We start from the raw sequence: 13,814 nt of genomic DNA on the forward strand, positions 1-13,814 counted from the left end.
CTCAAAATTTAGTATTAGCTTTTTTCTATAATTCTTGATTTTTAAATATATTCATATTAAACTAATATTAAGGGAGGTAAACATGACAATTCGCGATTTAGAAATATTTATTGAGGTAGTTAGGACAAAAAATATGTCTGGTGCTGCCAAAAACTTAAATATATCACAACCAACTGTTTCTCATGCAATATCACAGATTGAGAACGAGTACAATGTAAAGCTCTTCGATCGTATATCAAAAAAACTTTACATAACAGACGTGGGGCTTAGGCTTTATAATTCTGCACTAGTCCTTTTAAGAGAATTTGAAGACACAATAATTTTTCTTCATGGTTCGTCAAAATCTCACAATATAAACCTTGGAGTTAGCTCAAACTTTGGTTCAAATCTACTGCTTGAAATAGTAAATGAATTTGAAGAAAAAAACAAGGAGGCAAGTGTAAGAGTTTATGTTGATTCTAGAGAAAATTTATTAAACAAAATTAAATCTGGTGAAATGAGCCTTGCTATAGTTGAAGGCGAGGCGGGTATAGAAAAGACAACGTCAATTCCATTTTTTAAAGACAAATTGGTGGTAATATCTAATGAGAACTATAGCTTTGGCGATAAAAAGTGTTTGAATGCTGAAGATTTAAAAGATAGAACTTTCATTATGGGTGAATTTGATGAAAATTCAAAAAAAATTTTTCTAAATTATCTTAAAGGCAAGAATATATCAATTGATTTAAAATATATTTGCCAAAACAATGATATGGTTTTAAATATAATCAAAAATTCAGATACAATATCTCTCGGTTCACGATACTTCTTGAGAGATAAAAATTTGAAGATGCATGAATTTTGCGACCTGGAAATTGAGCGTAATTTTAATATTATTTATCATAACGACCAAATTTTGAAAAAAGATATCAAATCATTTATCGATTTTATAGAAGAGAAATTTAACGATGAGAGTATTGGATCTTAATATATTAAGATTCTTACAAAAGTTGCGATTTCCACTTTTGGATTTACTGATGACTTTTGTAACTACAATTGGAAATGGCGGCATAATATGGATTGTCATAAGTTTGGTTTTACTGATACAGAATGATAAGAAGAACAGAATGGCTTTTACAATAATTTTGTCGTTGATAATATCATCAGTTATTGGTTTATTGATACTTAAACCAATAATAGCAAGACCAAGACCTTTCTTGACAGCTAATTTTAATGATTTGCTAATAAAAGCACCTATTGGATATTCCTTTCCATCAGGACATACCAGTTCATCATTTGCAGCAGGCACGGCAATATATAAACACAATAAAAAATTTGGGCATTTAGCTTTTGTACTTGCAACTCTTATAGCTATATCGAGAATGTATCACTTTGTGCATTATCCTACAGATATAATTGGCGGAGTATTACTGGGGCTCGCAAGTGGAATAGTTTCTTATAAAATTACAAAACATATTGAAAATAAAAAGAAGGATTGACCTTCTTTTTTTATTATGGAAATAAATGTGTTTTTGGAATTAATATTAATGAAAGATTTTTTATTTATCTTTACAGAACTGCTCCTTAAGAGGTAGATTCCTCGACTTCAAACCCTTCGAGTTTTCCGCTCGGAATGACAGTTGTAGGGGTTGTCGTTGCCCTTTCCAATGTCATCTCGACTAAAAAGCGATAGCGAACGCATGGAGAGATCTACATGTGGAGAAGAGAATATGTAATGGTGAAATAAAAAATGTAGTGAAATAAGCATAAGAAAAGTCTTCTATTTATTCATACAGAGCGACTCCTACACAGGCAGATTCCTCGACTTCAAACCCTTCGGGTTTTCCGCTCGGAATGACAGTTGTAGGGGTTGTCGTTGCCCTTTCCAATGTCATCTCGACTAAAAAGCGTTGCGAACGCATAAAGAGTCTTGCATGTGATGGAGAGAATTTTTCCTCCCATGTCATCCTGAGCGAAAGAAATCTGCGAAGATTTCTGAAGTCGAAGGATCTGCATGTGACGGAGAGATTTTGTTTAGGTAAAAAAGAAGTGTAATGGAAAAGATAAGAAAAAGACTTCTATTATTATTTACAGAGCGGCTACTATACGGGCAGATTCCTTGACTACAGTAAATTCTTTTCAAGAATTCACTTCCGCTCGGAATGACAGTTGTAGGGGTTGTCGTTGCCCTTTCCAATGTCATCTCGACTAAGTGAGCGGCAGCGAACGCATGGAGAGATCTACATTTAATGGAGAAAATCTGTAAAGTTTTAAATAAAAAAGTATTCAAGCACCCAAACCACGAACAACTATAGCAAAAAGTCGAAAAAGATTTTTAACTGTTCGAGCGACAGCGAGTTTTAAAAATCCGACTTTTTGCGAGTGAAAAGAAAAATTAAAGAGGTAAAAACTTTGTCTAAAAAAGGCGTGGGGGTTTGGTTGGTAGCTCGAAGGAAAGGAAAGGGGGCCTCGCAGCGAAAGCGGAATGCCCCTTTTCCTTCCTTCGAAATAAGAATAGAAGATGGTAGTTAGAAAATATTTATTAAAAAAGGACTTTTATTGATTTTTAGAGAACGGCTCCTATACAGGCAGATTCTTCACTCTTCGAGTACACGGCGACTTCCGCTTTACTCGCTCGGAATGGCAGTTGTGGGGGTTATCACTATAGTTACTTTTCATATCTTAATAGTTTTACTTTTTATTCTTCAATCTCCCAACTTGGGGCTTTTCGTCCATTTTCTTCTAAAAATTTATTGGCTCTTGTAAATGGTTTTGATCCAAAAAATCCTCTGTTTGCTGAAAATGGGGATGGATGTGGTCCTTCTATTATTAGGTGTTTTTTATTTGTTATGAGTCTTTTTCGGTTTCTTGCGTGATTTCCCCAAAGTATAAATACTACTGGTTCTTCTTTTTGGTTGATTTTTTCTATGACTGCGTCCGTAAATATCTCCCAACCTATTTTTGAGTGACTCATTGGTTCGTGAGCTCTGACTGTAAGTGTCGTGTTTAGGAGCATTATTCCTTGTTTTGTCCATGATTTTAAGTATCCTTCTTTTGGTATTTCTACTCCTAAATCGTCATTTAATTCTTTGTATATATTTCTTAAGGATGGTGGAATTCTAACTCCTTTTTTTACTGAGAAAGCGAGTCCGTGAGCCTGACCTACATTGTGGTAGGGATCTTGACCTAGTATTAATACTTTTAAGTCTTTGTTAGAAGTGTAATTAAATGCATTAAATATATCTTCTGCTTTTGGAAATATTTGATAATTTTGATATTCTTTTATCAATAGTTTCCTTAAATTTTGATAGTATTCTTTTTGAAATTCTTCTTCTAATATTTCTTGCCAATCATTTTTTATTATTTGTTTCACTTTTTCACCTTCTGAAAAATTCAAATATGGATCTTTTTAGCACTGGATCAATTAATTTTTCTAGTTCTCTTCTGCTTTCATTTGTGCAGAAAATTACTAATCTATCGCCTTTTTTGATTTCTGTATTTCCACGTGGTATTACTGCTGAATTATCAAAACGAATTATGCCACCAATTATTATTCCTTCTCCTAAATCTATTTGCGATAATGTCTTTCCTATATATTCGAAGTCCTCGGGAATTTGTATTTCATAAACTCTTGCTTTGCCTCCAAACATAAAGTTTATTGAAAGTTTCATTCCAAGATTTAGAGATTTTATTATTTCGTTTGCTACTAAGACTTTTGGATCGATTATTCTGTGTATTTCAAGTGGATCAAGTATTTGCGAATAGTTATTTTCGTTTTGTATGACAATATTATTTTTTATTCCATGATTTTTTGCCATGAGTCCTAGCACTATATTCAGCTCGTCTGATTCTGTCATGGATATAAATGTTGCTTCTTTGGAGATGCTTTCGTCTATAAATAATTTATCATTTTTCAATTTTTTGTTTACTACAAAGGCATTACTATTTTTCGCTCTATATTCTTTTGATTTTTCTCTATCTGGTTCTATTATTTTTAGATTTACATTTTTTAGATTGGATATCATCTCATTTACAATGCTATCGCCTGATGCTATTACTACATCTCTATCTATCTTATTTTTTTGCAATTCAAAATGTGTGTTTTTAAAATTTCTAATATCACGTGATAATCCCATTAAATAAATGAAATCTTCGGATTGTAATATGGTATCTCCATTGGGCACCAAAAGCTCTCCCTCTCTTAACACTCCAACTACGAGAATTGTTGCTAGGGAACCTATGTCTTTGATTTTCATATTTTCAAATTCTTTGTCATAATCTATCAAGTGACCTGTTACTTCTATTTTTCCTCTGCCAAAGTAATCTGCTTGATAATAGTCTGAATGGCCTATTAGTTTTATTAGAAGTTTGGCTGTTTCTAGGCTTTTGTTAAATACATGAACTACATTATCAAAAGTTTTCTTTAGATATTTTATTTCATATACGCTCTCAAGTTCATCTAGTCTAAGTACTACTTTTGTGTCTACATCTTTTAGTACAGATGCTATGATTATATTTGTCTTATCGCTATCTGTTCCTATTATTATATAGTCATATTTTTCTAGGTCAAATGTTTTTAAAAAGCTGCCGTTTAATACATCTCCTGTAAATGCTGTAACTTCTTTTGATAAATCTTCGAAGTTTTCTGATACTCTATCTACTATATCTATATCAAAATCGTCAAGTGCCAAAGTGTTGGCAATTGTCTTGCCGACCTTACCTGCTCCTATGATTAATATTTTCAATTAAATGCTCCTTTTTTTCTATATCTCGGTGCGAATAATCCCATAATAGTGAAAAATTCTAATCTCCCAAGTAGCATCAAAATGCTAAAATATATTTTGTAAAAATCGCTATAAAATGCGAAGTTTTTTGTGGGGCCTATATCACCAAATCCCGGCCCTACATTTGAAAGTGTAGTTGCTACTGACGAAAAGCTTGTCAATATATCTCTACCTGATGATGCGACAATTGCCGTTGAGAAAAGTGCTATTATGAAATAAATTCCAAGATATGCACTGATTCCCAAAACTATATTATCGTCTACATTTTTGCCATTACTTCTTATTGGCAAAACAGCTTTTGGATGGGTTGCTTTTTTCATCTCTCTAGATATTAATTTTAATAATACAGAAATTCTAACTATTTTAACTCCTCCACCTGTAGAGCCTGCACAGCCTCCAAATATCATACATACTAATAATAAAAAACGGGAAAAGTTCGGCCAAAGGTCATAATCTGAATTAGCAAAACCCGATGTAGATGATATTGAAGTCACTTGGAATGCTGAATCTCTTAGTGATTCTCCAATTGTTCCATAGCCTTCTTTGTAAAGATTTAGTGCAATTGCTATGATTACAAATGCTATAAATATAAACCAAAATTTTATTTCGCTACTCATGAATATTTCTTTAAACTTTTTCTTAGATAATAGTGCATATACTTGAAAATTAGTGGCACACATAAACATGAACACTGACATTATAATGGGTATAGCATAACCACTATAAGACATAAAAGAATCATTTTGGGAAGAGAAACCTCCTGTTCCTACTACTCCAAAAGTATGCACTATGGAATCAAAAAAACTCATGCCAGCAATTTTTAAAAATATAAAAAGTATCAAAGTAATAATTAGATAAATAATATAAAGTCGCTGTGAAGATTGTGATATTCTTGATTCAATTTTACCAGAGACTGGTCCTGGGGATTCTGCTTTATATATTTGAAAACCACCAACTCCTAGCTTTGGCAATAGTCCAACTGTAAAAACCAAAATTCCCATGCCGCCAATCCAATGAGTTGTTGATCTCCAAAGTATTATGGATTTGGGAAATTCTTCTATTTCACTTATTACTGATGCTCCAGTTGTTGTAAATCCAGAGACAATCTCAAATAGTGAATCTATATAAGTCATTGCAGTTCCAATAAAAAGAGGCAGCGCTCCAATTATTGAAACAGCCACCCACGTAACTGTGACAATCATAATCCCATCGGTTGGCGACAGTGATCTTTTGTCAATTTTTATATTAACGAGTATTAGTCCTATAATTATTGCCAATGCCATAGATATTATAAAACCACGCGCTGAACCATCATCATATACTAAGCCAAGTATAAGTGATGGAATCATGAAAGCTGTTTCTATAATCAAAATTAATCCTAATATTTTTGAAATTAATTTATGATTCATTAAAACCCCTACTTCTTATTGTATTTATGGCATTAGATATTCTGCCTTCTGAGTAAAATATTTTCTTCATTTTTACAACTTGTTCGTGTTTTGAAAATACTATTATCCTGTCATCTTCTTTGAGTTCGGTTGAACCATTTGGCACTATCATTTCCATATTTCGAACTATTGCTATTATTAAAATCCCTTCAGGAAGTTTTAATTCTTTCAATGTCTTGCCGCATACCACATGCTTTTTCTTGATAATAAGTTCGACTCCTTCAACTTGACCATTTAAAAATAAGTTAAGTGAAATGGAATCTTTTCCTCTAATTTCTTTTAGCATTTCTGCTGCTGTTATATAAGATGTATTAAATACACAATCTATATTTAGCTTATCCAAAACTTTATCATAATTAGTTCTAGATATTTTGGCAACAGATTTATATATTCCACTTTGTTTTGCAACAAGTGACATAAGTAGATTTACTTCATCTATTCCAGTTGCTGCCAAAAACGAATCATAGCTGTGAATCATCTCTTCTTCTAATAGCGAAATATCAGTTCCATCGCCATTTATTATTTGAGCCTCTGGCACAAGTTCTTTTAGCATCATGCAGCGTTTTTTATTTATTTCTATTATTGTCACATTGACATTTTCTTTTAAAAGCAAAAGTGCTACATAAAGCCCGGTCTTGCCACCGCCCAGTATCATGGTATTCTTGAGGTGTTTTGCCTTTTCTACTCCTGTATGAATTTTATCAAATTCTTCAATTGTTCTAGACCTGCCCGCAAGTATTATGTTGTCATTTTCCATTAAAACTGTCTTGCCATTTGGTATAATTGCCTCACCTTCACGAGATATTGCGGCAATTAATAGTCCATTTATGCGTTCTATTTCCATTATTTTTTTGCCGACAAAACTCTCGTCTTTTCCTATATTAAATTCTACAAGGGAAACTCTTCCTCCAGCAAATTCGTCTGAGTATAACTGATATCTTTTGAGTAGATATTTAACTATGGATTTTGCTGTTGCATGATCTGGATTTATTATTTTATCTATATTAAGTTCATCTCCAATAAATTTAAGATGCCTTCTATATTCAGGATCACGAACTCTTGCTATAGCAAATTTTGCACCCATCTTCTTTGACATGGTACACAAAATTACATTTGCTTCATCATTGGTAGTTGTAGCTATAACATAATCGTAGTCTTCAAGCCCAATCTCTTCTAATACAGCAAAATCTAATGCATTTGCATTTATACTCATCACGTCAAGTGATGTGGTTATATTTTCAATTACATCTTTATCGTAGTCGACAACCGTAACTTCATAGTCTTCATCTATAAGTGCAGATGCAAGTCTATGTCCAAGTTTGCCAACTCCCACAACTAATGCTTTCATAGTTCCTCCTAAAAAATCGGATCTAATATTATACAGAATTTATAATTTGGATAAATCTTTTCTAATTTTTCTTCTAAACTTGTTTTTAGTTTTTGCGTTTCCTCTCTCGTTGTCAAGCTTTCAGCATTGTAGTCTACATCAATATAAAATTTATTATCATCAAGAACTATATCATGACAAGAATAAATATTTAGACTTTCCCTTATAATCTTGCTAAGTTCTTTTTCAACATCATTTATTATATCGGCACTACTTCCAAGTGGATCTGGGTGTATGATAAGTTTTATATCTAAAAGCTCAGATACTTCTCGTTCTACTTTATCTACAATATTGTGCACTTCTTCTAATGTCATATCATATGCCAATGCTGCATCTATTATAACGATTATATTTTCTGGTCCAAAATCTGTCACCATAATATTGTGCACATTTGTTATACCTTCATAACTAGCCACTTTAGATTTGATTTCATGCTTTATATCTCTTGGTAACCCTCTGCCAAGTATTATAGATATGGTTTCATTTATTAAATCGAGAGCCGTATACAAAATAAATAATGCAACTACAACTCCCACATATCCATCTAATGTTAGATTAAATAATTTCTCTATAGCTATTGATATAAGCACAACCCCAGTTATTATAGAATCACTAAGCGAGTCTTTTTCCAATGCCTTAAGTGTGCCAGATTCTATAGCATCACTTACATTTTTATACAAATTTGCCTGCCACAATTTTAAAATAACTGTAAATATTAAAATTGCCACAGTATAAGATGGGTAACTAATTGGCACAGGAGATATTATCCTATTAATTGAAGCCCTCAAAAATTGAAAACCTACAGTCAATATTATCCCGCTTACTACAAGTGATATTAAATATTCGAATCTACCATGCCCATAAGGATGTGAGCTGTCACGTGGTTTTGAGGCAAGTTTTATACCTATAATTGAAATTATAGAACTGGCACAATCGGTGATATTATTTACTGCATCTGATAGTATTGAAATTGAACCCGTAAAAATATAAAGCAGTACTTTTACAGCTGCAGCAATAAGGTTTGAAATAAGGCCAAGAGTTGAGGTTTCTTTTGAAACTTTTTCTCTATTGTATCCATCTTTTTCTTTGCCTCTTTTTAAAATTAATTTCCAGAACATTTTTACCTTCCTAAATATTTTAAAATTTATTAGTTGAAATAATACTTCTTTTTCTTTAACGATTATACATTATTAAAAAATTCTTATAATAAGGGTTTCAATTTTTAGTATTGATATTTTCTTTGTTGAAATTTTAGAATCGTATACTTATTCTAAAAAACTCATCCTGTTTCATTTATTATAGCATTGATAAAATGAGAATAAAAGGAAAAGAGACTTTCCCATAATTTTGAGAAAGTCTCGCAATATTTTATACTAATTTTTAATTGAAATGGTTACAAGTATAAAATTATTAAATTAGATTTTTTTCATGTGTAGATTTATATTTTTTCCATTTATTTTATACTCAGTATATTCTCTTAAAATTGCATATATCGTAGACACAAGAGGAATAAAAATCCACATACCAACTACTCCAAAAAGTGAACCGCCAACTGTAATAGCAATTAGTGTCCAAAGTGATGGCAATCCAACATTGTTCCCAACAAGTCTAGGATAGACAATATTTGACTCAACTTGTTGCAAAATAATAATGAGTATAACAAATGCAACAGCCTTGGCAGGTTCTTCTAACACAATTAATATAAATCCCATAGCAGCACCAATAAATGGCCCTACAACTGGAACTAAATCAGTAACACCCACTATAACCCCAAGAGTTGCTGCATTTGGAAATCGCAGTATAAATGAAAATATTGAAGTCGCCACTCCAATAAAAAATGCCACTGTAAGTTGCCCTTTTATAAAACCAAAAAAGTTTTCGTGCACGAGATGTGCAACATGAAGAGTTTTGTGTGCAATATTTTCACTGAAAAATGAATAAACAAGCCTTTCTCCTTGATAAGAAAGTCTTTCTTTATCTGCCAAAATATAAATGGATGTTATCATAGAAAGAGCAAAAGTGACAAGCCCACCAACTATACTTGTGGCTGTACTTATGGCACTACCTACAAAATTAGATGCATTTTTGGTTGATAAAAAAGATTCGACTTCTTTAAATGCCTTTTGCCAACTTAAATTATTGTATTCTGTCTGCATTGCATCTGAATATTTATTTATATATGGAATTTGACGTGATTTATCTATTACTGCTTGTACAAATGTTGGAAGTGATTCTTCTAACCCTTTAAAAGACTTAATCAATTGTGGCAAAATAATTCCAATAATTATTGCTATTGCCAAAATAATAAGAACAAAAGACAAAAGTATGGATAGAGTCCTCTTATATTTTTGAAACTTTTTGTTTTCTATCTTGTCAAAAAATCTTCTTTCAATTGAATTTAGAGGTATTTTCATTATAAAAGCTATCACAGCACCTATGATAAATGGTGTCAAAATACCAAGTATTCTAAGAAATCCACTTCCTATGCTTCTAGAATTTAGAAATAAATACATGACAAAAAGCAGAGCTAATCCAGTGATAAATATCTTTTTATATACATCTGTCTTAAAATAAATTTTACCTAGAAATTTGTCGTTTGGTTCTCTTTGCACTATTTACCTACCTCAAAAATTTGTCCATAAGATTTATATACTCTTCAATAAATTCATCTTTTGTAGAATCATCATTTAACAAAGACAGTCTACTATATTTTAAAAATAATTCTATATGTTTTTTAAAAAACTCAAAAGAATTGATGGTAAAATCTTTGTTTTTTAGCATTCTAGGTAGATGATTTTCTTTTAACACAATTGATTGTTCGCTTGGCTCATCAATATTTTCATGCATTTCAAAAATTATATCAAAATCAACATTTGAATCTTTTCTATCTTTTTTCTTATATGAAATTTCAATTTGTCTCTTTTTCTCACTATTATCTTTTGAATTAATTGGCAATAAAAATCTGCTTGGACTCAATGCCAACATATTGCCAGAATCCTCTTCTTTAGTGAACACAATTTTTCCACTATTTGCATATTTTTCTAATTGTTTTTTTCTTTGAGACATATTCGATTTATCTTTCATAAAATCACCTTTTAAATTTAGAAACCTCTGAGCACATCTGGCCTAAAAGTTTTCTTTTTCAAAGTTGTGTCGATTGCATTTATCAAAGACTCTTTATCTTCATTCAAAGTACCTGCCAATAAAATATAATTGGAAGCATGATTTGATCTAAAAACAGTACCAGGAGAATCTACATTTTCCAAGAAAATCTTCATTTCTTCTAAAATTTGACCTGCATCTGGCATTTCAAATTTACCAGAAAGATAATCTTCATATATTGGTGCATTTTTATAAATTCTCATTGTCAAATATCCTAAATAATCAGGATTTGTATCTGATATAAGTTTAGCCGTACCTATTGCATTATCACGCATGCCTTCTACTCCACCAAGGCCTGCTATTATTGTAATAGAAGAAGTAAAACCAACTTCTTTTACTTTTTTCATAGCAGTAACATATTCCTCGTAGGTAACACCTTTTTGTATTTCTTTTAAAAGTTTTCTATCTCCAGTTTCAAAACCAATATATAACATCTCAAGCCCGTTATCGCGTAAGGCTTGTAGCTCTTCAATTGATTTTCTATTGATGTCTTGTGCTGTAGCATAGGAAGAAACTCTCTTGACATTTGGAAAATACTTTTTAATAGTTTTCAAAATTTCTATCAAATCTTCAGTTTTTAGAACAAGAGCATCCCCATCTGCCAAGAATATTCTTTCAAAATAATTTCCATAACTTGACATCTCTTCTAAGTCTTTTTTTATATCTTCAAGTTTTCTTATTCTAAAATTGTCATCTTTATACATATAACAAAAAGTACATGAATTATGTGAACAACCAACTGTAGCTTGAATAATTAAAGATCTAGCTTCAGAAGGCGGTCTAAATACATTTCCGTAGTATTGCATATTTCTCCCCTTTTCTATATTATTTAAATCTCTTGCCGTGTTTTTTTAATAAAGTATTTTTAAGGTTCCAAAGATCGGGTGATAAATCCACAATATATTGATTTGGATTATCTATTCTTGTAGTTTCATCCCATAAAGTCTCTAATTGGTCTTTTGTTCTTTGGCGAATTTCCTCTAATTTTGGAAGTTCGTAAACAAGTTCTCCTCTATCATAAATTTGTACAAGAACTTTCTCTACACGGTAATTAGTAAGAGTTTTTCGTTTCCAGGTATAAACTGGATGGAAGATTTCATAGTCATCTTCTGGTATGATTTCATCTTTTAATGCTACGACATCTGCCATCGCTTTATTGTTATCTTTGTCATAGAATCTGTAAAGTTCTTTAAAACCAGGCGTTGTGATTTTGGCTACATTTTCAGAAATCTTAATTTTCGGAATAATATCTCCATTCTCGTTCACAACTGCTGTAAGTTTATACACACCTCCAAAAACTGGAGATGATTTTGAAGTTATAAGACGCTCTCCTACTCCAAAGGAGTCAATCTTAGCTCCTTGATTTAAAATATTTCTTATAGTATATTCATCTAATGAATTAGAAGCCATTATTTGTGCGTCAGGATAGCCTGCATCATCTAACATTTTTCTTGCAATATTTGAAAGATAAGTCAAGTCCCCTGAATCAATTCTAATCCCTTTTGGTCTAAATCCTCTTGGCACTACTTCTTCATTAAAAACTTTAATTGCATTTGGAATTCCTTCACGCAAAGTATCATAAGTGTCAACCAAAAGTAAACAATTATCTGGATAAACTCTAGCAAAAGCTCTAAAAGCTTCAAGCTCAGTATCAAACATTTGTACCCATGAATGTGCCATAGTTCCCATTGAAGGCACACCAAACATTTTGTCGGATAAAGTATTTGCAGTACCTGCACAACCACCAATATAAGCAGCTCTTGCTCCTAAATTTGCACCAGAATAACCTTGTGCTCTTCTTGAGCCAAATTCAACAACTGGTCTGTCACCTGCTTGTCGAACAATTCGTGCAGCTTTTGTGGCTATCATGGATTGATGATTTATAGTAAGAAGTATCATTGTTTCAAGCATTTGTGCCTGAACTGCAGGCCCTTTAACAATAAGTAGTGGTTCACCTGGAAAGGCTAGAGTACCTTCTGGCATTGCCCAAACATCACATTCAAATTTAAAGTCTCTTAAATATTCTAAGAATTCATCTGCAAATATATTTTTATTTCTTAAAAATTCAATATCCTCTTCAGAAAAATGAAGGCTCTCCATATATTCAATTAATTGTTCAAGCCCTGCAATGATAGTATATTCACCATCGTCAGGAACTGCTCTAAAAAACATGTCAAAAACAACTTCGACATCTTTCATGCCCTCTTCGAAGAAACCATTTGCCATAGTGAGTTCATAGAAATCAACAAGCAAAGTGAAGTTCTTCTTTATATTATATTTTTTCATTAATAGCTCCTTTTTGTCCAATTAAAATATTAATTCGATTATAACATAAAAGTGATTTTTTGAATAATTTTACAATTAAAATATTAGATTTTCTCCTTTAAATTCATATTTCTCAACTTGTTATATGGACATCATTACTCTTTCTATTTAATCATTACAGATTCTCTCCATAAAACGTAAAACTCTTTATTCGTTCACACGCTTTTTAGTCGAGATGACACTATAAGAGGATTTCATTTGTGATTTACTATTGTTATTAAAATACATAAAAAAATAATTACCAAGAATTGAAGCCTATAGACCGATACAACTTCCACAACTGTCATTCCGAGCGGAAAACCCGAAGGGTTTGAAGTCGAGGAATCTGCCTGTGTAGGAGCCGTTTTGTAGATATAAGTAGAAAACTATTATAATGCTTATTTCCCAGCATTTTTTATTTCATCATCACAGGTTCTCTCCACCACATGCAGATCTCTCCATGCGTTCGTTTACACTCACTTAGTCGAGATGACAGTTGAAAACACTTGAAAGCTCCTCCAACTGTCATTCCGAGCGGAAAATCCGAAGGGTTTGAAGTCGAGGAATCTACCTGTAGAGTAGCCGCTCTGTAGAAATAATAAAAGTCTTTTTCTTATTCTTTTAAAAATATCTGTGTTTTCTACTATATTTATTAGAATTATATTTTTCTGTGTATTATAATTTAATTTATATTGTTTCAGTGCAATTATTCTCAAATTTTATATGATAATTTGAGGAATTAATTCTACA

11 protein-coding genes are annotated in these 13,814 nt (G+C 31.8%); 2 read left to right on the top strand and 9 right to left on the bottom strand.

Annotated elements, in window-relative coordinates; all coding sequences use genetic code 11:
• The first annotated feature begins 82 nt into the window (after positions 1-82).
• Together ABID14_RS06050 and ABID14_RS06055 are read left to right on the top strand one after the other, a co-directional pair.
• On the top strand, positions 83-967 hold the full coding sequence (locus ABID14_RS06050; protein WP_354368184.1) for a LysR family transcriptional regulator: 885 nt from the start codon (positions 83-85) through the stop codon (positions 965-967).
• On the top strand, positions 948-1,478 hold the full coding sequence (locus tag ABID14_RS06055; protein ID WP_354368186.1) for a phosphatase PAP2 family protein: 531 nt from the start codon (positions 948-950) through the stop codon (positions 1,476-1,478). Before ABID14_RS06050 ends, ABID14_RS06055 begins: the two co-directional genes overlap by 20 nt.
• Positions 1,479-2,677: 1,199 nt before the next feature.
• Here the strand turns inward: ABID14_RS06055 and ABID14_RS06060 are convergent.
• From ABID14_RS06060 to ABID14_RS06100, 9 genes are all read right to left on the bottom strand, one after another.
• Positions 2,678-3,352: a uracil-DNA glycosylase gene (locus tag ABID14_RS06060; RefSeq protein WP_354368188.1), complete on the bottom strand. Its 675-nt coding sequence runs from the start codon at positions 3,350-3,352 to the stop codon at positions 2,678-2,680.
• Positions 3,353-3,356: 4 nt separating this feature from the next.
• The gene (locus ABID14_RS06065) at positions 3,357-4,724 is read right to left on the bottom strand and encodes a TrkA C-terminal domain-containing protein (protein ID WP_354368190.1); all 1,368 of its coding nucleotides are present in this window, start codon (positions 4,722-4,724) and stop codon (positions 3,357-3,359) included.
• Entirely contained in the window at positions 4,721-6,172 is a 1,452-nt protein-coding gene (locus ABID14_RS06070; protein WP_354368192.1) for a TrkH family potassium uptake protein, read from the bottom strand. Before ABID14_RS06070 ends, ABID14_RS06065 begins: the two co-directional genes overlap by 4 nt.
• Complete coding sequence (gene trkA, locus ABID14_RS06075) at positions 6,162-7,559, bottom strand: Trk system potassium transporter TrkA (RefSeq protein ID WP_354368196.1); 1,398 nt, start codon at positions 7,557-7,559, stop codon at positions 6,162-6,164. Before trkA ends, ABID14_RS06070 begins: the two co-directional genes overlap by 11 nt.
• An 8-nt stretch (positions 7,560-7,567) precedes the next feature.
• On the bottom strand, positions 7,568-8,716 hold the full coding sequence (locus ABID14_RS06080) for a cation diffusion facilitator family transporter (RefSeq protein WP_354368198.1): 1,149 nt from the start codon (positions 8,714-8,716) through the stop codon (positions 7,568-7,570).
• A gap of 297 nt (positions 8,717-9,013) precedes the next feature.
• On the bottom strand, positions 9,014-10,210 hold the full coding sequence (locus tag ABID14_RS06085; protein WP_354368200.1) for an AI-2E family transporter: 1,197 nt from the start codon (positions 10,208-10,210) through the stop codon (positions 9,014-9,016).
• A gap of 7 nt (positions 10,211-10,217) precedes the next feature.
• A complete protein-coding gene (locus ABID14_RS06090) occupies positions 10,218-10,682 on the bottom strand; it encodes a hypothetical protein (RefSeq protein ID WP_354368201.1) in 465 nt (154 codons plus the stop codon).
• Positions 10,683-10,699: 17 nt separating this feature from the next.
• The gene (locus tag ABID14_RS06095; RefSeq protein WP_354368202.1) at positions 10,700-11,566 is read right to left on the bottom strand and encodes a radical SAM protein; all 867 of its coding nucleotides are present in this window, start codon (positions 11,564-11,566) and stop codon (positions 10,700-10,702) included.
• A gap of 19 nt (positions 11,567-11,585) precedes the next feature.
• Positions 11,586-13,046, bottom strand: coding sequence for a nicotinate phosphoribosyltransferase (locus tag ABID14_RS06100; RefSeq protein WP_354368204.1), 1,461 nt, complete (start codon positions 13,044-13,046; stop codon positions 11,586-11,588).
• Between the last annotated feature and the right edge of the window lie 768 nt (positions 13,047-13,814).

Source organism: Peptoniphilus olsenii, assembly GCF_040545475.1.
Lineage (GTDB): Bacteria > Bacillota > Clostridia > Tissierellales > Peptoniphilaceae > Peptoniphilus_A > Peptoniphilus_A olsenii.